Raw genomic sequence first — 21,384 nt, 5'->3', positions numbered from 1 at the left:
CTCGCCATATCGCTATCGCAAGACAGAAATCAGGTGCTACTTCGTCGCTACGACAGCGCGGACCTCGGAACACCGGAGTATGTAGACCTCTACGAATTTGGACCACTCGACCCAAGTCTCGAACAGGAAGACGCAGACGAAATGCTCGGATTCGACGAGTTCAGCGAGTTGTGGGCAGCCATGGAGCAACACTTTCCGAGGAGCACGGCCTTGCTATTGAACCACGGCGTAATTCAAGATGAATACCAGTCGTACAAGGCCAACAGTGAGGCCTAACCCTTCCATCGAGAGGACCCGCCCCGGCAAGCCGGGTCGGGCCTCTCATGTCAAACGTTGGGCATCTTGAGTTCGGCTCGATCCACGGATTCGACGTTTCAAAGAAAGGGACCCATCTTGAAGAAATGCTTGGCCGTACTAGCGCTGCTCTTTTCATCACTTAGCAGTTATGCACAGACTCAACCGAATGAGCGTGATCTACTCGTTAAGGGTCTAGAAGAAGTGCTGCGCCCGTCCTCACTTAAAGGCCTGAAGCTTGCGATGGGCGGCAGCCTTAGCAAGCTGCTGGAGCCCGATAAGAAACTGAACCCCGATGTCCCGTCTGAAAAGTGGAACCAGATATCCAAAGAATATGAGCTAGAGGTCGAGCGCGTGTTCTCGCAGCCGGGCGGCTATACGTCGTTGGTCGCGCGTGACATTTCGACGGACATGACAAATGACGAGCTTCGCCAAGTTATCGCGTTCCTGAATTCGGATGCCGGAAAGAAGTACTCTGCCTCCGGCGAACGAATGGCGAAACTGATAGCAAGTCCGCAGTTCTGGGCGGTCCTCGCCATGTCGACGCTGGACCTTTATTCCGCAAGGCTCGGCTTGGTCGGAAACAAGTACGGATTGAAGGTGGCCCCTCTTGAATTGGGTAGATAGGCTTTTGCCTAGCCGCAGATGCCCAACCCCGCAATGCACCGGACCTGCGCGAAAAACCGCGCAGGTCCGGTGATTTTGAACGTTATACCCATGACTAGCTGGGCGCCGATTTCAGCCGACCAATTGGAAGCTCTTCTATCGCGCGAGCTGCTTCGATGCTCGCCTGAACAGCGGGCGCTCTTCGAGGGGTTTCGTGTGCCCATGCGAAAGGCGTCGATTAATCGAAATGGCGCCGTCGAGACGGTGTACATAGTGGCGCAGAAAGAGGAGTCGGTTATCTACTATGACGATGTCGAGGAGGGATTCAATCTTTCTTTGCTGGGTCCCCGTGGCGAGATCGCTGTGCAAGGTTTTGAGCAATGGGAGTTGAGGCATGCGCTCAACAACTGGGTATAACTGGTCGCCCAAGGCGGACGCCTGCGGCGCCTCTTGGCTTCGGCGTTAGAGCTCATATGGTCCCTCGCCTGATCGCCACCATCTTGCTGCTTGCCGTCGGCGTTTGCGCCCATGCGGACTTCGATGCCGTGCGTGCGGACAGAGCCGTTTCTGGGGCGAGTGCATTTCCAACTGCCGCTTCTCCAGCCAAAGTCGGTACGTACCCTGGCTCTGTAAAATCTGGCGCTGGCTACTTCTATGACGAAGTGCTTGAGTACCGAGTGTGGCTGCACCCGGAACGTGGTGCCCCGGCGAGAAGTAGTGGGGGTGACTACTTCGTGGCATTCGCGCAGTACGAGCGTGCCCTGGCATTCTCGCAACAGTCCAAGGGCGCTGAGGAACCATTGGTTCTCGTCCGCCAATTGAAGCACGTAAACGAACCACAGCCCGGAGTATTCGAGGTCGTCTCCGGAGAACGGCTGACCGAGTGGCAGGTCCAGTGGCTGGCAGGTTCAAAACGCACCCCCGGAGCAATCGAGAAATTCATGGCGGAGCATATGAAATGAGCTCTAACTTTTCGTTCCAGGGGACCGCCGGCAAGCTGCGCTTGCCGGTTCGCTCCGGGCTTCGCCCTCCGCCGGCCCCTGAATTCGAACGTTAGACATTGGCGCCATGGAACTCTCCAAGGATGACCTAGCAGAGAGGGCTCGATACGTTGAAGAGGCTAAGGAGGCGGCGTTCTTAGACGCGGTCTTTCTCATTAATTACTACAACCGTGACACAAAGCGATGGGGCCCGGGGCCCAAGCCAGATGACATTACCCCTCAAGAAGTCTTCAGTGAGTTTGATGCAAGTGCGTATGAAGATGCGCTACGAAGATCGCAACAACTCTTGGCTAAAAATGGTTTTGTTGGAATGGCGTTTTTCAAATACCCATCCGTCACCATTTCGTACGAAGATGCTGTAAAACAATTCCGTGAAGAAAATCCTGGATTCAATGACAAGAGCTACGGGATTGCGATTAACGCGGGCATCAGAGACATGCGCTAACTCCATGTCTAACTGTTCATTCCAGCGGACCGTCAAAGCTGCGCTTTTGCCGACCGCTGAATTCGAACGTCAGGCGTCTCCAGCCATGCCCGAAGACTTCAAGCGTGCAAGGAACCGGAAACAGTCAACCAAGCTTGCCCGATCAAAGCAGCTTGGGATCGACTCCCCGCGGGTCATCGAGGGTCAGGTTTGAAACAAGCGCATGACGCAAGCGTGAAACCTTCGGTCCGAACAAATGTCCTGTTTGTTTGCAGCCGAAACCAGTGGCGAAGTCCGACGGCGGAGCAGGTGTGGCGTAAGCATCCATCGCTCTCGGTCAGGTCTGGAGGAACAAGCCCGAATGCGAGGCACCCCGTCACCGCTGCCGACCTTTCATGGGCTCATGTGGTCTTCGTCATGGAAAAGAAGCACAAGTCCCGGCTAATGACTGAGTGCAGGCGAGTTCTCGAAAACAAGCCGATTCACGTCCTGGATATTCCGGACGAGTACCGGTACATGGATGCCGAGTTGGTCGAGCTGATTGAAAAGTCGGTGGGGGCGATTCTTGGACTCGAATAGCGGATGCTCTGTCCCGGTGTGCCCGCAAACGCCTTTGGGCGGCGGAGTTCAGCAGGCCGCGCCCGAGGCAGCGAGTGCGACGGTCAGCGAGATTGAAGTTGACTGCACTCCGCGCTTGCGTGGCGTCGGGACGTCCTCCGAATCCGTAAAGAGGGGGCCGGACAGAGCCCATGCAGTCAATGGGGACCGAACACGGATTGAACGAGGAAGCATGAAAGCGTGACCACTCGGTTGCTCCTGTTGCGCCTGACCGTCGCGCGATGAGGCAGCACGGTTTCCGCCCGTCCCACATTGAGATCATTCATGTCTGCGCGCTGCCCACACTGCAATGCACGACTGTCCTGGCTGAGCCTGAAGCGCGCTTTCCGTTGCCCCTCGTGTGGCTCCGATCTCGTCGCAAGGACGTTCTGGCCCTGGCTTGCGACCATCGGGCTCTGGTCGCTCGCGGATATCCCGCTCCGGATGGCGATGCCGGTGGCCGAGGGCGCTGCGGCGTCTCTCAGTGTTGCCGTGAGGGCGAGTGCGAGCCTCGGCATCGGCTATGCCATCGCTTGTGTTGTCGTGGGCACTTTCAGCACCGTTTCGATGGCGAACACGGCATATGAGCGCACCGAGTCCTGAGCACGGTGCAGACCGTTCGATCGTGTCTGCAACGGGCGTGATGCTCGGCATTGCGCGGTGCGCAGCGCTGCTTGGCCTCGGTGTGGTTGGCCTGCTGTATCTGAACGACGCCTTCGTCAGCGCCTGGGTCGCAGGCGGACTGCCGGGGCCTCACAAGCTGGGCTGGGAGCGACGTTCCCTCGCTTCGTTCCTCTGGTCGCTCGCCGCCTTTGTGGCGGCGGTCGGCCTGTTTCGGGCGCTGGGTCGCCTTCCGCGCATCGGCACGCTGGCCTGGCTTCTGCTCGCGGTGGCGGCCGTTCTGGCGCTTGCCCCCTTCGTCGCACGCGAAATCCTGATCGATGCCTGTGTCGACAGGGGTGGCCGCTGGGTGCATGCGGCGCTCGAGTGTGAGCACTGAGCCTGGCGTATGCTTGACCGGCCACGCTGCGGGTACGCAGCAGCCGTTTGAGAGGAGCATTCCATGGGATTTCCTGGCATGAATCACGGGCTGTTCTTCCTGCCCTTGCTGGTGATCTTCGTCATTCCGGCCTGGCGCATCGTCAGCAAGGCCGGGTACAACGGCGCGTTCTCACTGCTGCTGCTCGTCCCCTTCGTCAACGTGATCGCGTTGTGGGTGTTCGCCTTTGCGGAGTGGCCGGCGCGGGTGCGCAGCGAATAGTCTGCGATGCTGTGCGGGTCGCCTGCGCGCCGCCGTTTCGTGAAGGGGGCTGTCATGCACGATCCGCCCGACCGCGCGGTCCAACCGAGTCGATCCATTTGAAATGCGGATACGTGAAGCGCTTGAATCCGACCTCGATGCGCTGATGGCGGTGTTTGCCGCGGCGGTTCACGATCTTGCGGGCCGTGCCTATACCCGCGAACAGTGTCGCGCGTGGGCACCGCTGCCGCCCGATCCGGATGCCTGGCGCGCCCGCCTGTCGCGTCTGCATGCCCGGCTCGCGTGCGACGGCGATGAGGTGGCCGGTTTCATCGGCTACACGCATCAGGGTCACGTCGATCTGCTGTTCACGGCGCCGCAGCATGCGCGCCGGGGTGTGGCGTCCGCACTCTTCCGCGCGGCGTGCGCGGACCTCCGCCGCGCTGGCGCCGAGCGCGTCTTTGCCGAGGCCAGTCTGGCGGCGCGCCCATTCTTCGAGCGCCAGGGGCTGGCGGTCCTGGCCGAGGAGGTCGTGCTGCGTCAGGGCGAGGCATTGCGCCGCTTCCGCATGGAGGGCGCACTGCCATCTCCGCATGTTCCGACGGCGCCTTGAAGCGGTCTGAACCGGGGGCGGCAGAGCGGCGTCGGACCCTGAATGCCGGCGCACGATGAGCGAAGCCGTTCGCGCTATCCTCGGCGATGACAAGAAACGCAGAACGCGCCCGCGGGGGCGCGGTCTACGACGCCACAGGAGGACGCATGATGACCTATCGCAAATCACCCGAGGCGATCGCCCGCCTCACGCCTGAGCAGTACCGGGTTACGCAGCAGAACGGCACCGAGTACCCGGGCACCGGCGAATACCTGCACAACCACGAACCGGGCATCTACGTCGACATCGTGTCCGGCGAGCCGCTGTTCGCGTCGAGCGACAAGTTCGAGTCCGGCTGCGGCTGGCCCAGCTTCACCAAGCCGATCGAGCCGGCGCATGTGACCGAGCTGCGCGATGCTTCGCTCGGCATGATCCGTACCGAAGTGCGCTCGGCGCATGGCGACAGCCACCTCGGCCACGTCTTCCCGGACGGCCCGCGCGACCGCGGCGGGCTGCGCTACTGCATCAATTCGGCGTCGCTGCGCTTCGTGCATCGCGACAACATGGTGGCCGAAGGTTACGGCGACTATCTGGATCAGGTGGAGGACGTGCGATGAGCACCGAACGCGCAGTGCTTGCCGGCGGCTGTTTCTGGGGCATGCAGCAGCTGATCCGCCGCCTCCCTGGTGTGGTCTCGACGCGCGTCGGTTACAGCGGCGGCGACGTGCCGAACGCGACCTACCGCAATCACGGCACGCACGCCGAGGCGATCGAGATCCTGTTCGATCCGGCGCAGCTGAGCTATCGCCGGCTGCTGGAATTCTTCTTCCAGATCCACGACCCGAGCACGCCGAACCGCCAGGGCAACGACCGCGGGCCGTCCTACCGCTCGGCGATCTACTGGACCAGCGAAGCGCAGCGCGACGAGGCGCTGCGCACCATCGCCGACGTCGATGCGTCGGGCATCTGGCCGGGCAAGGTGGTGACCGAGGTCGAGCCGGTCGGTGATTTCTGGGAGGCCGAACCGGAACATCAGGACTACCTGGAGCATTTCCCGAACGGCTACACCTGCCACTTCCCGCGACCGAACTGGGTGCTGCCGAAGCGGGACGCCGCCGCCTGAGCGGCGTCTTACGCGTTCGTTCGGCGGCGCGCGATCGCGCCGAGCACCGCCAGACCGGCGGCCATCAGGCCCCAGGTTGCGGGTTCGGGCACAGGCGGTGCGACGGCGGCGGTCAGCAGGCCGGTATTGCCTTCTAGCGTGTAGCCCTGCGGCAGCAGGATGCTCAACCGGCCGGTGTTGAAACCGTCGACCGCGCCCCAGGACTGGCTGTAGTCGAAGGGGCCGGCGCTGGGCAGTATGGGTTCGGGCGTGACCTGAGTGCTGAGGTTGTTCACCAGCACGAAGCTCTGACCTGGGGCCATCGTGACGGTGAGCCGGATTTCGCCGATCAGGTCGTCCATGTCGTCATTGATGACGGTGCTCGTGGCGCCGGCGTAGGGCTCATCGACGTAGACGAAACCCGGTTCGAAATAGGTGACGTTGCCCTTGCTTTCAGTGCGCACGGCGGTGTCGTCCAGCAGATCGGTGCGGAACACCAGTTGCGACTGGTAGTTCACATTGGTGAAGGCGACCGTGCTCGACGGTATGCCCAGTGTCAGCGTACCGACAAGCTGGTGGAACACGTTGCCGCTGTAGGTGTGGAAGCTGCCGTCGAAGGTGAATACGAAGGTGACGTCCACCGGGCCGCTGCCCGGCGTGCCGACGAGCACGCCGCTGCTCGTGTTCTGGGCGAAGGCGGAGCCGATCAGCAGGTCGGGTACGCCGCTGACGCCGCGGCTGTCAATTTCGCTGAATACGCGCACCGTGCCGGTCGCGTCGTCGCCCTGCGCCTTGCCGACGAAGGTGACGCCACCCGTCGACACGTAAGGCGTTTCATCGAGGTTCACCGACTGCAGACCGCCACCGCTGACGATCTGGCTTTCCGATGGCGTCACCCATTGCACCTGGGTCAGTGCGTGGGCCTGGAACGACAGCGCGGCGAATACGGTGAGCACGGGAATACGGGCAAGAGCGCGCGGCATGGTGACCTCCTGGGGCGGTTGAAGGATGAGTCTCGCCCCGCAGCAAGATGCGCACCAGACGAGAACTGTTCGCATTAAAATCAATCATTTGCGTGCGAACGGAAGTGTACGGCCGGAGTGCTGTATGGCGTGTCGACACCCTCAAATAGGGGGGGCGCACGATGACAGTGTGGGAGCGGTCTTCTGACCGCGACGGGGCCGCAGATCAGCCGCTGTCGTCAATCTTCGAGGCGCGATATCGGCCCAGATCGGAGCCTGTGGCTTGCTGACGCCGCATCGCGGCCAAGGCCGCTCCCACAGAAGCACGTCCGATACGCGACCGCGGGCCCTGTGGGAGCGAGCTTGCTCGCGATTCTGCGGGTCGACGCGCTGCTGCACTGATTCCGGCGACGCTGCGGCCCGTGAACGAAAACGGCGGACACGGGCACCCCCCATGTCCGCCGCGAGCGCGTTGCGGCGCTGCTTACTCGGGTTGCGTGCCGGCCGGCAGCACTTCGCCGTCGTCGAACTTCGACAGCCATTCCAGCGTGGTCGGCTTGTAGCGCACCAGACCCTTGTACTCGGCCAGCTCGTTCGGCAGCGTGCTCAGTACGCGGTGCAGACGCTTGGCCCAGCGCGGGTAGGTGGCCAGTTCGTTCATGCTGGCCAGATAGCCGCGGATCGAGAACAGCATGCCGTTGCTGCGCGGCAGGCGGAACAGGGCCTGCAGTTCGACGCGCAGGTGCACCTTGTCGCCGACGTTGTCCGGCGTGACGCTGGCGCGGTCCGGGCCCCATTCCGGGTAGGTTTCCGGCGAGGTGTCGAGACGCGGGTTGATGGTCATGGTCCAGTTCAGGCGGCGCACCGGTCGGCCCTGCTGCAGCATCAGCAGGTACTTCAGCGCGCGCTCGAACACGCCCAGCTCATGCGCCAGCGGCACCGGACCGTGCCATTCCATGAAGCTCATGCCGGCGTCGAACATCAGCGACCAGTCGGCCTGCGAGGTGATCATGCCTGCGTCGGCGAACAGGTCGTTGTCGCGCTGGTCCATGATGACGAAGTCACCCTGGCACTGCCGCGTGATGTACTCGAAGGGCGGGCAGGGCAGCGTGGCGGCGTCGCCGAAGGTGAAGGTCTGCTCGATGCCCAGCGGCTTGTTGATCCAGCTCCAGCGCGCGCCGTCCCTGGCCAGCGTGAACATGTCCGGATAGTCGCGCGACAGCGATTCCATGATCAGTTCCAGCGTGTCCCACTCGGCGTCCATCATGTGCGGCAGCGACACGCAGCGGCCCGGGTCGCGCTCCAGCGTGATGGCGCGGTCGCGCATTTCGGCGATGTAGTGCTCATCGATGTCGAAGGCGTTCTCGAACACCGAACCTGCCGGCCCCTTGGTGTGCGGCTCCATGTTGACCGAGTACATGTACTGGTCCTGATGGAAGGGGAAAGGGAAGCGGCGGATGGCCGCCGGCGAGTTGCGGTAGGTGTAGTCGCCGCGGAAGGTTTCGTCCGGCTTGAATGCGATGCTCATGTCGTCTTCCTCACAGGTTCAGGGTCAGGCAACCGCCCTTCAGGCGCGACACGCAGGGCATGATCTTCTTGCCCGACGCGCGCTCGTCGGCGCTCAGATACAGGTCGTGATGGATCAGCTCGCCTTCGGCGCCGAGCACTTCCAGTTCGCACTGGCCGCAGGCGCCGCCGCGACAGAGGTAGGGCGCATCGACGCCCTGCTGCTCGATCGCTTCCAGCAGCGACAGATCGCTCGGCACGGTGAAGGCCTTGCCGCTCAGTGCCAGCTTCACGTCGAACGGCTCGCCGCCGGTCGGCGCGAGGAACTGTTCGCTGTGCAGATGGCTTTCCGGCCAGCCCAGCGACTTGCCGGCGTTCATGCTGGCGGCCACCATGCCGGCCGGACCGCAGATGTAGAAGTGGGTGCCCAGCGGACGGCCGGCCAGCAGCGAGCCGAATTCGATCTGTTCGCGGCGCGACTGCACGTAGTGATGCACGCGCCCCGGAGCCAGCGCCTCCAGCTCGTCGGAGAACACGCCGTATTCGGGGCCGCGGTAGGCGTAATGCACTTCGAAGTCGGCACCGAGGCGGGCCAGTTCGCGCGCCTGCGACAGGATGGGCGTGATGCCGATGCCGCCGGCGACCAGGATGTGGCGGCGGCCGGTGCGGATCAGCGGGAACAGGTTCACCGGCGCCGAAATGTCGATGCGCATGCCTTCGCGCGCCTGCTCGTGCAGCCAGCGCGAACCGCCGCGCGACTCTTCCTGCTTGCGCACCGCCACGCGCCAGGTGTCGCGCACGGTCGGGTCGCCCAGCAGCGAGTAGGGGTTGCGATGCGGGCGCTCGCCCAGCGGCAGCGACAGCACGATGTGGCTGCCGCCGGAATAGACCGGAAAATCTTCGCCGTCGGTGCGCGACAGGCTGAACTCGCGGATGCCCGGCGCCAGTTCGCGGATGCGGCGGATTTCTACGTTGAGGGATGCACTGCTCATGGGTAGACCACCTCCGCAGCGGGGACCTCGCCCGGCACTTCGGCGTCGATCTGGAAGCCCATGTAGGCACCCAGCCGGCGCGAGAAGTGGTCGCGCACGAACAGCGATCGTCCGCAGCCGCTGCATGAAACGATGTTGGTGTGCACGCCGCGCGTGATGGTGCGGCAATGCACGCAGAACACCGGGCGTGCCTTGCTGCCCAGTTGTGCGTAGCGAACTTCGTCGCGTCCGACGCCGAAGCCGTCGGCCACGCGCGACGCCTGCCACACCGCGTCTTCGGGGCCGGCGAGATAGATGCGCGTGCCCATCTGCGCGACGTAGAGCGCGTCGCGCAGCACTTCCAGCGCCTCGGCCAGCGAGTGCGTCTCGAGGTAGAGCGCACTGTCAGGCAGGCCCTGCGACCAGCAGCTGCGCGCTTCCGCGGACGCGCTGCCCAGATGGATCAGCGTGATGGTGCCGGCGGGCGGGTTGGACAGCAGGCGCTGCGCCAGAGCGGCGTCCTCGGCGGCGACGAACAGGATGTGATGCGTACCGGCGCGATCCCATTCGAGCTCTGCGTAAACCGGCTGGCTTTTGATGGCTGGGGTGCTCATGCGGCGTCTCGATGCGAGTTGCAGACATGCCGCGCGCCGGAGCGCGCGGCGGGTCGGATTCGATGCGCGATCAGCGCTTCTTGTCCGGATGGGTACGCTGGCGCAGCGGGTCGTAGAACGGCGTCGGCACCACCAGCGCGGCGAGCTTGCCGGCCTTGCTGGCAATGGTCAGGCGGGTGCCGATATTCGAATGCGACGGCTTCAGGTGCACCATGGCCAGCGACTGCATCAGCAGGCGGCTGTACGAGGCCGAGGTGACCACGCCGACTTCCTTCTCGCCGTCATAGACCTTGGCACCGGCTTCGACCGCTTCGTGGTGCAGCACGGTCATGCCGGCCTGCTTGGCGCGTTCGCGGCCCTTCAGCGAGAGCACGGCAGCCTTGCCGATGTAGTCGCCCTTCTTGTCGAGGTCGACCGCCCAGTCCATGTTCACTTCCCACGGCGTGGTGTCGCCTTCCGGCATTTCGAACGGGAAGAACAGCAGCGCGCCTTCGACGCGGGTCAGGTCGAGCGCGGTCCACGAGCAGGGGATGACGCCCTTCGGCTTGCCAGCTTCGAGGATGGTGTCCCACAGGAACACGGCGTCGGCGGCGCTGCAGTACACCTCGTAGCCGCGCTCGCCGGAGTAGCCGCCACGGCCCAGCGTCACCTTCTTGCCGAACAGCGTGGTTTCGACGTGGTTGAAGTAGGGCAGCGCCGCCAGATCGGCCGGCGTGTGCGGGGCCAGCACGTCGAGCGAAACCGGGCCCTGCAGCGACAGGATGTGCACGTCGAGGTCGGCTTCGACCTTCACGTTCTTGCCGGCTGCCAGTGCGGCCAGCGTCTTCGGCGTGGCGCCGCTGCCGTGCGAAATGCGGAATTTGTCGGCCGAGTCACGGATGATCATGATGTCGTCGACCAGCGCACCGGCTTCGTTCACTTCGCCGCCGAGGCGGGCGGTGCCCGGCTTCAGCTTGGTGATGTCGATGGTGACCAGGCGGTCGATCACGGCTTCGGCGTCCGGGCCGGTCACGTTGACGATGTTCAGCGCCGACACGTCGTACAGGCCGGCGCGGGTGCGCGTGGCGACGACTTCATCGTGCGGGCAGCTGTTGTAGCTCCACGGGATCGGCATGTTGTTCCACGTATCGCCGTCGAGCTTAGAACCGAGCTGGCGGTGCCGCTCGTTCAGTACCGAATTCCTCTGCATTCCCGGATCTCCTTGTCGTGGGCGTCGCCGCGCTGCGCGGTCGATCTGGGACTGATTCTGTTGTCCGGGGGAGGTCGGGACAATTCTCAAGAGGGGTTACCCCCTAGGTGGTATGTGCGCGCGAGCGCCTGCTGCGTACGCTGCGCGCATCACGAACAGGGGAGGCGGGCGATGGCGAAGGCGGGTGGAGGTGAAGGTGCGTGTCTGTGCGGTGCCGTGCGCTACCGTGTGCGGGGGGCGCTGAGCGCGCCGGTGGCGTGCCATTGCAGCCAGTGCGCCCGCACCAGCGGCCACCATGCGGTGATGGCGAGCTGCGCCGACGCCGATCTGGAGATTGCCGACGGCGGCACCCTCCGCTGGTACGACTCGTCGGCCTCGGTGAAGCGCGGCTTCTGCGCCCGCTGCGGCGGCAACCTTTTCTGGAAGGACGCCGCATCCGACGTCACCTACGTGACCGCCGGTACGCTGGACCGCCCGACCGGCCTGAAGCTGTCGGCCCACATCTTCGCCGGCTCGCGCGCCGACTACTACGACATCGACGACGACCTGCCGCGCAGCGACGCCTGGTAGGCGCGCGCGGTCACCGCGCCTGCGCAGGCGGCGCGGATGTCCATCGCGGGAATGAAAAAGGCGCGGAACGGCTTTCGCCATTCCGCGCCCTGCTGCCTGCGTACCGCGATCAGGCGCGCACGCGGGCCTTGGTCGGGTCGTAGTGCGAGGTTTTCACCTGGGTGGCCTTGATGCGCTTCTGGTGGCCGTCCAGCTTGCCGATCTCCACCGTGGCACCCAGCTCGACCGCCGACACGTCCAGCCGTGCCAGAGCGATGGTTTTGCCGAGGATGGGCGAACGGGTGGTGCTGGTGATCTGGCCGATCTGCGCGCGACCGTTGAAGATCGGGTCGCCGTGCGCCACCAGTTCGGTGCCTTCGATGTCCAGGCCGACCATGACGCGCGCCGGGTGAGCCTTGCGCCGCTCCAGCGCGGCCTTGCCGACGTAGTCATCCTCCTTGTCGGCCGCCACCGCGAAACCGATGCCTGCCTCGAACGGATCGGTCTGATCGCAGAAGTCGTACTCGGCGAAGATGAGCGCGGCTTCGATGCGCAGCATGTCGAGCGCGGCCAGGCCCATCGGCGCAATGCCGTACGGCTCGCCGGCCTTCGCGATGGCGTCCCACACCTGCACTGCGTGCTTCGGGTGGCACCACACTTCGTAGCCCAGTTCGCCGGTGTAACCCGTGCGCGACACGACGACCGGCAGGCCGTCGATCTTGCCCACGGTCAGGCGGAACCACTTCAGTTCGTCCATCGACGCATTGCCCGGCGGCGTGACGACGATTTCGCGCAGGATGTCGCGCGACTTCGGGCCCTGCACCGACAGGTTGTGCAGCTGGTCGGTGGAGGACTTCACCCACACGCGCAGATTGTGCTTGGCCGCCAGTTCGCGCAGCCACACGCCGCAGTAGTCGTCGCCGCACACCAGACGGAAGTTGTTCTGGCACAGGCGGAACACGGTGCCGTCGTCGATCATGCCGCCGTGCTCGTAGCAGAGCGCGGTGTAGACGATCTGGCCGACCGCCAGCTTGCGGATGTTGCGCGTGGTGGCCAGCTGCAGCAGCTGTTCGGCGTCCGGGCCGGTGATTTCGAACTTGCGCAGTGCGGACAGATCGATCATCACCGCGCGTTCGCGGCAGGCCCAGTATTCGTCGATCGGGCCGTTGGACGAGAACGAGTCCTGCAGCCAGAAGCCGCGGTACTCGACCATGCGGCGGGTGAGCGCGGAGGTGCGGGCGTGGAAGCCGGTTTCGCGGGTCAGTTTGGGGGCGGCGTCGGGCGTCATGCGGTGTGCGATCCCTTTGGAGAAGTTGTTCGAGGCGTCATAGACCCGCACGTGGATATCCGTCGGGTTCCAGCCGTTGGCCGGGTCGATGTCGTCGGTGCAGGACGAGGAGGCGCAGACCAGGTCGGTCATCGCGCGCAGCAGCACGTAGTCGCCGGCGCGCGACCACGGTTCGTCCAGGCTGATGCTGTCGTCGTGATTGACGATGGTGTTGTAGAAGAAGTTGATCGCCGGCCAACCGGCGCGGCGGGCGACGCCGTGCGGTTCGAGCGCGTTGTTGAAGTTGTCGCTGCAGTTGGCGTGACCGGGGTAACCCATGTCGTCGTAGTACTTCGCGCTGCACGCCAGCATGAAGGTGTCGTGGCGGCCGACCGTGTCGCGGATCACCTCGACCAGCGGCACCTGGCGCTCGTCGTAGTACTTGTTCAGCAGGCCGGGGCCGGGGCTGGCCGAACCCATCAGCGTGCGCGTGGTGGTCGGGTCGAGGTCGTATTCCTGGCCCTGCGCGAGTGCTGCGGCGTCGAAGGCGAGGAAGTCGGAGCACTGGCGGCCGTCGACGTCGATCACCTGTATGTAGTCGCCGGCCTTCACGCGGTAGGCCTGTGCGGTGCCGGCGGCGATGCGCAGGTCGAGCACCGGCGGGGCCAGCGGCGGCGGCGCGATGCCGGCCACCGGTTCGGCGCACTCGACATCGGCGATCAGTTCGGTCGGCGCGTTCTGCGCGTCCGGCTGCATGTCCTCGCCCGGCGCATGCAGTGCGCAGCGCACGGCGCCCGGTGCGGTGACGACGCGCTGGCTGCCCGGCAGCCCGTCGCTGCCGAACACTTCGGCACAGACCAGGCCCCAGCCGGCCGGTGCGCCGCTGAGCAGCGCGCGGGCGAAGGCCGGCACATCGGCCGGGGTGGTGACGGGCAGGCCGGGCAGCATGGCCGCGGCGATGCCGTTCGGGCCGGCGACGTAGAGCAGCCCCGGCTGCAGGCCTTCGGGGTCGGTCAGCGTGAGGCGGTCGCCGGCGGCGAGGTCGAAGGACACCGCCGCGCCGCCGGGGGCGACGTGACGGACGTGGCGTGCACGCGTTCGCGCGGCAGTCGCCGGATTCAGCGAAGGTTCGACGATCGTGTTCATGTCATGGAAGCACCCGCGACCCGACGTGCCCGGTGGTGGCCGGGCAGGTCGGGTCGCATCAGGGTTGGTCGGTCACGGGTGTGTCACCCGTGGGCCCCGGGCCGTCAGGCCTGCTCGGTCGAGGCCGGCTCGTTCAGGTAGGCCTCGAGCGAGTCGTCCAGTGCCTCCAGCCACGAGGTGTGGTGCGGCGTGGCCATGGTGCCGGTCATCAGCGAGCGGTAGCACTTGTTGCGGTAGCCCATGATGTCCTCGTACTTGTCCTTCTTCCATTCGAGGAAGGTCTGGTTGACCTCGGGAATCGGGAAGCTCGGGTAATCGGTGGCGTCGATCAGGTGCTGGATGTACTTGCCCTGGAATTCGAACATCTGCTGGGCGTCTTCCAGCGTCAGTTCCTCTTCGCGCCACTTCATGTCCTCGGCGTGCATCTCTTCGTACGACGGCACCGGCAGGCGGCCGAGGATGACGTCGCGCGCGTACCAGGCCTGGGCGTCGAACATGTTGAAGCTGTACCACTGGTCCTGCATGCCGAGGTACATCAGCTGCGGGTTGTCCTCCCACATGATGCCCTTGTACAGATTGAGCGGCCACAGGCGGTTGTCGGTCTTCAGGCGCAGTTCTTCCGACAGGAAGGGGAAGTGGTGCTTGTAGCCGGTGCACAGGATGACGGCGTCGATGTGCTTGCTGGTGCCGTCGGCGAAGTGGGCGGTCTTGCCCTCGACGCGCAGCAGCTGCGGCTTCTCTTCCCAGTTGTCGGGCCACTTGTAGCCCATCGGGTTGGTGCGGTAGCAGCTGGTGATCGAACGGGCGCCGTACTTGTAGCACTGCGAGCCGATGTCTTCCGCCGAGTAGCTGGCGCCGACGATGAGCACGTCCTTGCCCTTGAATTCGAGCGCGTCACGGAAGTCGTGCGCGTGCAGCACGCGGCCGCCGAAGGTTTCGAAGCCCGGGAAGTAGGGCACGTTCGGGGTCGAGAAGTGGCCGCTGGCGACGATGACGTAGTCGAACTCTTCCGAGTAGGTCACGTCCTGGTCGTAGTTGTGCACGGTGACCGTGAACTTCTTGGTCTTGTCGTCGAAGGTGACGTTGCGGGCGGCGGTGTTGAAGCGGATGTACTTGCGCACGCCGGCCTTTTCGACGCGACCCTTGATGTAGTCCCACAGCACTTCACGCGGGGGGTAGGAGCCCATCGGGCGACCGAAGTGTTCGTCGAAGGTGTAGTCGGCGAATTCCAGACATTCCTTCGGACCGTTGGACCAGAGGTAGCGGTACATGCTGCCGTGCACCGGCTCGCCGTGCTCGTCCAGGCCGGTGCGCCAGGTGTAGTTCCACATGCCGCCCCAGTCCGACTGCTTTTCGTAGCACACGATTTCCGGAATGTCGGCGCCCTTGGCCTGGGCGGACTGGAAGGCCCGGAGCTGGGCCAGGCCGCTGGGGCCGGCGCCGATGATGGCAACGCGCTTCTTCATGATCTGTATCCCTCTTGTGTGGTCCGTTCTGGATACGACCGCGGCATGCTCTCGGCCGCCCGGTCGGTCGCTGGACGTCGTGCATTCGCCGCGTCTCAGGTGCGGCGAATGATGCGAAGGCGGATCAATGCCCACAATTCTCAAGAGGGATTACCTCTTTGGGGGTAAGGGGCGGGTGAGTCGAGGGACTAGGGGCTAGGGATCAGGGACCAGGGAACAGGTGTGGCTGCGCCACACGAGGTCAGGGCGCGGCCCCTCTAGCCCCCAGCCCCTGACCCCTAGCCCCTGCTTACCCCCAAAGAGGTAATCCCTTGTGAGAATTGTTCCGACGGCGGCCCGCTTCCAATAATCGGACCCACATCGAGACGACCGCGCAACGTCAGCCGGTCGCGAAGTGCGGGGAGATCAGGGTGACGCAGTGCTGCTGCCGTTTTGACGCCGATCACGGACACGCCTCTCCGGACCCCTTCCGCACTTCTTCCTTCAGCACTCCCGCCAGTCGCAGCGTCGCGGCCGGTGCAGATTCTTCGCCACACCCGTTTCCGAGTATCAGGGTCGCATCCGGCAACGACGCCAGGTCGCGCGCCGACTCACAACCGGACAGCTATGGGCAGGCCGTCCGCTTTTTCAGATCGCCCGAAACCGTGGATCAACAGAGGGAGAACACCGTGCTTAACCACCGACGTCACCGCAACACCCTGAGCGCCGTATTGCTGGGCCTGCTCGCCGTACCGTTCTGTGCCCAGGCTCAGGAAGCCGCGGCCGCCGCGCCGGCCTATACGATCAGTGCCAATGTGGGCCTGTTCTCGCAGTACATCTTCCGCGGCATCAGCTACACGCAGGAGAATCCGGCGGTGCAGGGCGGTTTCGACCTCGCGCATTCGAGCGGCGCCTACCTGGGCATCTGGGGTACCAATGTGAGCGATCTGGCGCTGTCGAACGCGACCGGCGAGATCGACGTGTACGGTGGCTTCGCCAAGACCATCGACGACTGGACCTTCGACGTCGGCTTCCTGCAGTTCATTTTCCCGGGCGGCAAGTACGATCCGTCCGGCGAGAGCCTGAACACGCTGGAACTGAATGCGGCGGTGACGTGGAAGTTCATCCAGCTGAAGTACTCGTACGCGGTGACCGATTACTTCGGCTTCAGCAAGAAGGCCTTCGGCGCAGACTCGGACGGATCGGACTACATCGAGCTGAACGCGAACTACGAGTTCATGCCGTCGTGGATCGCCAACGTTCACGTCGGTCACCAGAAGGTGAAGAACTACGACGATTACGACTTCACGGACTGGAAGGTGGGCGTGACGAAGAACTTCGAAGGGGGCTGGCAGGCGGCGGTGGCGTATGTCGACACCAATGCGGACAAGAACTTCTACACGATCTGCGATACGGCCGGCGGGGTGTCCACGCGCTGCAAGGACACCGGCGACAGCAAGTGGCTGATCTACGTGAAGCGCACGTTCTGATGACCAGGGGGCCGCAGCGATGCGGCCCCTTGCGCACAAGGGGGATATGACATGAGCAGCAATGCGGATGTGATCGGAGCGGCGCCGGTACGGTCGGCCAGCCGCGCCGAAAGTGCTTCACTGCACCGGAAGATCGACTGGACCGGTGCGTTCTGGGTGGCCAGCGGCGTGCCGGCGCTGGTGCTGTTTTCCATCGGCGCCATCGCCGCCACCGTCGGCAAGCCGTCGTGGATGGTGTGGGCACTGTCGATCGGCTTCGGCTTCATACAGGCCTTCACCTATGCCGAAATCGCCGGCCTGTTCCCGCACAAGTCGGGTGGCGCTTCGGTGTATGGCGCGGTCGCCTGGGTGCGTTACAGCAAGATCATCGCGCCGGTGTCGGTGTGGTGTAACTGGTTCGCCTGGTCGCCGGTGCTTGCCATCGGTTCCGGTCTGGCGGCCGGCTACATCCTCGGCGCGCTGTTCCCGGCCGATGCGGCGATCAACACCTGGCAGCTGACGCTGGTCGACCTGAGCTTCATCAAGTCCGGGCTCGAACTGCGCATCAACGCGACCTTCCTGGTCGGTGTCGTGCTGCTGCTGGCGGTGTTCGGCATCCAGCACGGCGGCATCCTGCGTTCGGCGCGCACGACCATGGTGCTCGGCGTCACGGCGCTGATTCCGCTTATGCTGATCGCGCTGGTGCCGCTGCTGTCCGGCGACATGCCGTCGACGCACTTCTCGCCGATGGTGCCCATCGCCTACGAGAACGGTCTGGTGGTCGATGGCTCGTGGAACATGGCGGGCGTCACGCTGATGGCAGGCGGCCTGTTCATTGCCGCGTGGTCGACCTACGGCTTCGAAACCGCGGTCTGCTACACCCGCGAGTTCAAGGATCCGAAGAAGGACACCTTCAAGGCCATCTTCTACTCGGGTCTGCTGTGCATCGTCGTGTTCACGCTGGTGCCGCTCGCCTTCCAGGGCCATCTCGGCCTGGGTGAGGTGGTGACGCCGCCGGTGGTCGAAGCGGACGGCACGGTGAGCACGCCGGCGGTCTACAGCGGCATGCTGGCACCCGATGTCTACAGCGGCATGGGTGTGGCCAACGTGATGTCGCACATGGTCGGCGGCGGCGAAGTGGTGGCCAATGTGCTGGTCGTCATGCTGGTGCTGGCGGTGCTGCTGTCCATCATGACCTCGATGGCGGGTTCGTCGCGCACGCTTTACCAGGCTTCGGTCGATGGCTGGCTGCCGCGCTACCTGTCGCACGTCAATGAGCACGGCGCACCGACCCGCGCGATGTGGACGGATCTGGGCTTCAACCTGATCCTGCTGCTGATGTCGGACTACGTGTTCGTGCTGGCCTGCTCCAACGTCGGCTACATCATGTTCAACTTCCTGAACCTGAACTCCGGCTGGATCCACCGCATCGACCGTCCGGACTGGGACCGCCCGTTCAAGGCGCCGAAGATCATTCTCGGCATCGGTGTCGTGCTCGGTTTCGTCAACCTCGCGCTGATGGGTCTCGGTGCAGACATCTACGGCGCGGGCACGCTGACCGCGGGTCTGGTGTTCGCATCGCTGATCATCCCGGTCTTCCTGTATCGCCACTACGTGCAGGACAAGGGCAAGTTCCCGGACGCGATGCTGGAGGACATGCACCTGAACGACCAGCTGGCGGAAGGCGGCAAGCGTGCCGGCATCCTGCCCTACATCACGCTGGCTGCTGGTGTCGCGGTGGTGATCATCGCGCACAACATGGCGGTGTATTGATGCAGCGGAGCCGTCGCGCGCTCGCGTGACGGCCGCGGAACGATGTCCGCACTTGCCGGCATCGGCCACTCCTACGGGAGTTGTCGATGCCGGTTTTCTTTTGGCGTCGCGGCGCCCGCTTTCTGCGCACGCCTACCCAGAATGGCTTACTCCCTCTTGAGAATTGTCCGGCCGGTGGCGTTTGCAGATAATTGCTCTGCCCTGCCTGAATCGGCGAATGACGTACTCAGGCGGAGCAAGCGGGAATGCGGGGTGCATTCCCGCCGGATGCGCAAGTCGCGGTGCGAGCGCCGCGACAACCAACTCTCCTCACCTTCACCGGCACGTGCAGCCAGCTCCTCCTGGCGCGCACCTGCCGGTTTCTTTTTTTTCAGGCCTGCGGCGAGGCCGGGTGGAAGCAGTTCAGACGCAGCAGTTCGTCCGGCCGCACCGGTCGGCTGAACAGATAGCCCTGCAGGCGGTGGCAGCCGAGCTCGGTCAGCTGCGCCAGTTGCCCCGGCGTTTCCACACCCTCGGCGACGATTTCCAGCCCCATGCTGTCGGCCAGCGAGGTGATGGCGCGCACGATGGTGACGGCGTCGGAACTGCTGCGCAGCTGGCTCACGAAGCTGCGATCGATCTTCAGCGTGCGTACGGCAAAGCGCATCAGATAGGCGAGCGACGAGTAGCCGGTGCCGAAATCGTCGATGGCGAGGCTGATGCCCATGGCGTCGAGCGCGCCGAGAATGTCGGTGGTGCGCGGGATGTCCTCCATCAACGTGCTTTCGGTGATCTCCAGCTCCAGCATGCGCGGATCGACACCGGCTTCCCGCAGCGCGCCGGCGATGTCGCTCACCAGGTCGTCGTCCCGCAACTGCCGGCCCGACAGGTTGAAGGCGAGGTGCAGCTGCGGCTGTGTCGCCTGCAGCATGCGCAGGTCGCGCAGCGCTTCGCGCAGCGACCAGCGGCTGACCGGCACGATGAGTCCGGTTTCCTCCAGCAGCGGAATGAAGCGGTCAGGCGGCACCACACCCTCGGTCGGGCTGTTCCAGCGCAGCAGCGCCTCGACCGTCGCCACGCGGCCGGTGCGGGTGTCGATGATGGGCTGATAGACGAGGAAGAACTCGCGCCGTTCGAGCGCGCCGTGCAGCGCGATCTCCGCCGACAGCTCGGTGTGCGCGTGGGCATCCATGCTCTGGTCGTAGAAGCGCAGCGTGTTGCGGCCCGCAGCTTTGGCGCGGTACATCGACAGGTCGGCCCGGCTGAGCAGTTCGTCGACCGAGTGTCCGTTCTCCGGAAACAGCGCGATGCCGACGCTGGCGCTGACGAAGAACTCGCGCCCCTGCACGCGCACGCCTTCGGCAAGCGCCGCCAGTATCTTCTCGGCGATTTCGGTTACTGCGGTGCGATCGCCGGTCTCTTCGAGCAGTACGGTGAACTCGTCGCCGCCCAGACGCGCCACCGTGTCCGAGGCGCGCACGCAGCCGCGTAGCCGTGCGGCGACCTCGGTCAGCAGCGCGTCGCCGACGCTGTGGCCCAAGGTGTCATTGATCACCTTGAAGCGATCAAGGTCGATGAACAGCACGGCCAGCGGGCACTCGGTGCGCATGGCGCGGCGCATGGCCTGGCGCAGCCGGTCGGTGAACAGCCGGCGGTTGGGCAGGTCGGTCAGTGCGTCCATGCCAGCCAGATACTCCAGCTGGTCCTGCGCGCGGATGCGTTCGCTGACGTCGCGCGAGGTGGCAACGTAGTGACTGATCCGTTGCTGCGCGTCGCGGATCGGGCTGATCGTCTTCTCTTCGTGATAGAGCTCGCCGTTCTTGCGCCGGTTGGTGAACACCATGCGGAACACCTCGCCGCTGCGCAGAGCACGCCAAAGCCGGGCATAGACGTCGGGGCCATGCAGGCCCGATTTCAGCAGGCCGGGCGAGCGCCCCAGCACTTCTTCGGCGGAGTAGCCGGTACTGCGCTCGAAAGCTGGATTGACGTACTCGATCAGGCCGCCGGCACAGGTGATCAGCACCGCATCGCCGGCCTGGTGCGCCGCGCGCGCCAGCAGGCGAAGCTCGCGCTGCGCGGCGTCCTCAGGCGTGCCGTGGCTCACGCGCAGCAGCCAGTGACCGCTCGCGTCGCCGGGCAGCGGGGCGCACTCGACACAGACCGGACGACCTCCGTCATGCAGATGCCAGATCTGCCGGCTCACCGCGTTGCCGCAACCGGCCCGGAAGGCGGGCCAGCCCGACTGGCCGTCGTTGTCGAGTTCGCGGAACACACGGTGCACCGGCTGCCCACGGACGTCGGTCAGGGTGTCGGGCCAGCCGGTGTGGTCGATGATCCGGCCCTCGTGGGAAAGCCTGAGCAATGCCGTCGTCGCAGCCTGCGGCGCGTCGCCGACGGCGACGCTGAAGGCATCAGGGAAGGAAGCGTGCTGCGTGCATGGCATGTCCATGGCGCTGCAGCTGAACAGTGCGGAAACGACGGCCATCGTGCATCCCCCGGTCTACATGGCAGCGTCCTGAACCGGTGTGTCCGGGTCAGGATGCATTGAATGTCGGGCGGGGTTCGGGCCCTTCTGCGCGCTCTGCGACGCGCCTTCTTCTGCTGCTTACGGTTCGCGCACAGGGCTGCTTGAGGCCTGTCGTCACGATCCTCTCCCGG

21 protein-coding genes are annotated in these 21,384 nt (G+C 64.7%); 13 read left to right on the top strand and 8 right to left on the bottom strand.

The window, feature by feature from the left end:
• Positions 1-405 precede the first annotated feature (405 nt).
• The 10 genes from WJU27_RS13515 (at position 406) to msrA (ending at position 5,877) form a co-directional block, all read left to right on the top strand.
• Positions 406-921 carry a hypothetical protein gene (locus tag WJU27_RS13515; RefSeq protein ID WP_341422428.1) on the top strand — a complete coding sequence of 172 codons (516 nt, stop codon included), beginning with the start codon at positions 406-408 and terminating at the stop codon, positions 919-921.
• A 90-nt stretch (positions 922-1,011) separates the two neighbouring features.
• The gene (locus WJU27_RS13510) at positions 1,012-1,317 is read left to right on the top strand and encodes a hypothetical protein (RefSeq protein WP_296808448.1); all 306 of its coding nucleotides are present in this window, start codon (positions 1,012-1,014) and stop codon (positions 1,315-1,317) included.
• A 56-nt stretch (positions 1,318-1,373) separates the two neighbouring features.
• Positions 1,374-1,862, top strand: coding sequence for a hypothetical protein (locus WJU27_RS13505; RefSeq protein ID WP_341422427.1), 489 nt, complete (start codon positions 1,374-1,376; stop codon positions 1,860-1,862).
• Between the two features lie 106 nt (positions 1,863-1,968).
• Complete coding sequence (locus WJU27_RS13500) at positions 1,969-2,346, top strand: hypothetical protein (protein ID WP_341422426.1); 378 nt, start codon at positions 1,969-1,971, stop codon at positions 2,344-2,346.
• Between the two features lie 396 nt (positions 2,347-2,742).
• Complete coding sequence (locus tag WJU27_RS13495; protein WP_341422425.1) at positions 2,743-2,904, top strand: cellular communication/signal transduction; 162 nt, start codon at positions 2,743-2,745, stop codon at positions 2,902-2,904.
• Positions 2,905-3,565: 661 nt separating this feature from the next.
• Complete coding sequence (locus WJU27_RS13490; protein ID WP_341422449.1) at positions 3,566-3,922, top strand: hypothetical protein; 357 nt, start codon at positions 3,566-3,568, stop codon at positions 3,920-3,922.
• 63 nt (positions 3,923-3,985) lie between these two features.
• The gene (locus WJU27_RS13485; protein WP_341422424.1) at positions 3,986-4,183 is read left to right on the top strand and encodes a hypothetical protein; all 198 of its coding nucleotides are present in this window, start codon (positions 3,986-3,988) and stop codon (positions 4,181-4,183) included.
• Between the two features lie 145 nt (positions 4,184-4,328).
• Positions 4,329-4,775 (top strand): GNAT family N-acetyltransferase, encoded by a 447-nt coding sequence (locus WJU27_RS13480; RefSeq protein ID WP_341422423.1) that lies wholly within the window; start codon positions 4,329-4,331, stop codon positions 4,773-4,775.
• A gap of 146 nt (positions 4,776-4,921) precedes the next feature.
• Positions 4,922-5,371, top strand: a complete 450-nt coding sequence (gene msrB / locus WJU27_RS13475; RefSeq protein WP_445928434.1) for a peptide-methionine (R)-S-oxide reductase MsrB — start codon at positions 4,922-4,924, stop codon at positions 5,369-5,371.
• Positions 5,368-5,877, top strand: a complete 510-nt coding sequence (gene msrA, locus WJU27_RS13470; protein WP_341422422.1) for a peptide-methionine (S)-S-oxide reductase MsrA — start codon at positions 5,368-5,370, stop codon at positions 5,875-5,877. The genes msrB and msrA overlap by 4 nt, the downstream gene beginning before the upstream one ends.
• An 8-nt stretch (positions 5,878-5,885) precedes the next feature.
• On the opposite strand, the gene WJU27_RS13465 is transcribed toward msrA, so the two are convergent.
• The 5 genes from WJU27_RS13465 to WJU27_RS13445 all read right to left on the bottom strand — a co-directional run bounded on the left by WJU27_RS13465 (position 5,886) and on the right by WJU27_RS13445 (position 11,098).
• Positions 5,886-6,839, bottom strand: a complete 954-nt coding sequence (locus WJU27_RS13465) for a PEP-CTERM sorting domain-containing protein (protein ID WP_341422421.1) — start codon at positions 6,837-6,839, stop codon at positions 5,886-5,888.
• A 463-nt stretch (positions 6,840-7,302) separates the two neighbouring features.
• Positions 7,303-8,346, bottom strand: a complete 1,044-nt coding sequence (locus WJU27_RS13460) for a heme-dependent oxidative N-demethylase family protein (RefSeq protein ID WP_341422420.1) — start codon at positions 8,344-8,346, stop codon at positions 7,303-7,305.
• Between the two features lie 10 nt (positions 8,347-8,356).
• Entirely contained in the window at positions 8,357-9,316 is a 960-nt protein-coding gene (locus tag WJU27_RS13455; protein WP_020163246.1) for a PDR/VanB family oxidoreductase, read from the bottom strand.
• Positions 9,313-9,909 carry a dimethylamine monooxygenase subunit DmmA family protein gene (locus WJU27_RS13450; RefSeq protein WP_296808511.1) on the bottom strand — a complete coding sequence of 199 codons (597 nt, stop codon included), beginning with the start codon at positions 9,907-9,909 and terminating at the stop codon, positions 9,313-9,315. The genes WJU27_RS13455 and WJU27_RS13450 overlap by 4 nt, the downstream gene beginning before the upstream one ends.
• 70 nt (positions 9,910-9,979) lie before the next feature.
• Entirely contained in the window at positions 9,980-11,098 is a 1,119-nt protein-coding gene (locus WJU27_RS13445) for an aminomethyltransferase family protein (RefSeq protein WP_341422419.1), read from the bottom strand.
• A gap of 171 nt (positions 11,099-11,269) precedes the next feature.
• Here WJU27_RS13445 and WJU27_RS13440 point away from each other — a divergent pair, with 171 nt between their 5' ends.
• Entirely contained in the window at positions 11,270-11,668 is a 399-nt protein-coding gene (locus WJU27_RS13440) for a GFA family protein (protein WP_341422418.1), read from the top strand.
• A gap of 109 nt (positions 11,669-11,777) precedes the next feature.
• Here WJU27_RS13440 and WJU27_RS13435 read toward each other — a convergent pair whose 3' ends face one another.
• On the bottom strand, positions 11,778-14,060 hold the full coding sequence (locus tag WJU27_RS13435) for a DUF1989 domain-containing protein (RefSeq protein WP_341422417.1): 2,283 nt from the start codon (positions 14,058-14,060) through the stop codon (positions 11,778-11,780).
• Positions 14,061-14,164: 104 nt separating this feature from the next.
• The gene (locus WJU27_RS13430) at positions 14,165-15,526 is read right to left on the bottom strand and encodes a flavin-containing monooxygenase (RefSeq protein ID WP_020163251.1); all 1,362 of its coding nucleotides are present in this window, start codon (positions 15,524-15,526) and stop codon (positions 14,165-14,167) included.
• A 668-nt stretch (positions 15,527-16,194) separates the two neighbouring features.
• Between WJU27_RS13430 and WJU27_RS13425 the strand changes: the two genes are divergently transcribed.
• A complete protein-coding gene (locus WJU27_RS13425; protein ID WP_445928433.1) occupies positions 16,195-16,995 on the top strand; it encodes a TorF family putative porin in 801 nt (266 codons plus the stop codon).
• A 51-nt stretch (positions 16,996-17,046) separates the two neighbouring features.
• A complete protein-coding gene (locus WJU27_RS13420) occupies positions 17,047-18,747 on the top strand; it encodes an APC family permease (protein ID WP_341422415.1) in 1,701 nt (566 codons plus the stop codon).
• A gap of 370 nt (positions 18,748-19,117) precedes the next feature.
• Here WJU27_RS13420 and WJU27_RS13415 read toward each other — a convergent pair whose 3' ends face one another.
• Entirely contained in the window at positions 19,118-21,211 is a 2,094-nt protein-coding gene (locus tag WJU27_RS13415) for a putative bifunctional diguanylate cyclase/phosphodiesterase (protein ID WP_341422414.1), read from the bottom strand.
• Between the last annotated feature and the right edge of the window lie 173 nt (positions 21,212-21,384).

Source organism: Methyloversatilis sp. NSM2 (assembly GCF_038066675.1).
In the GTDB taxonomy this organism is placed as follows: Bacteria; Pseudomonadota; Gammaproteobacteria; order Burkholderiales; family Rhodocyclaceae; genus Methyloversatilis; species Methyloversatilis discipulorum_A.
The sequence above is the reverse complement of the archived record's forward strand: the minus strand, read 5'-3'. Positions and strand labels throughout refer to the sequence as shown.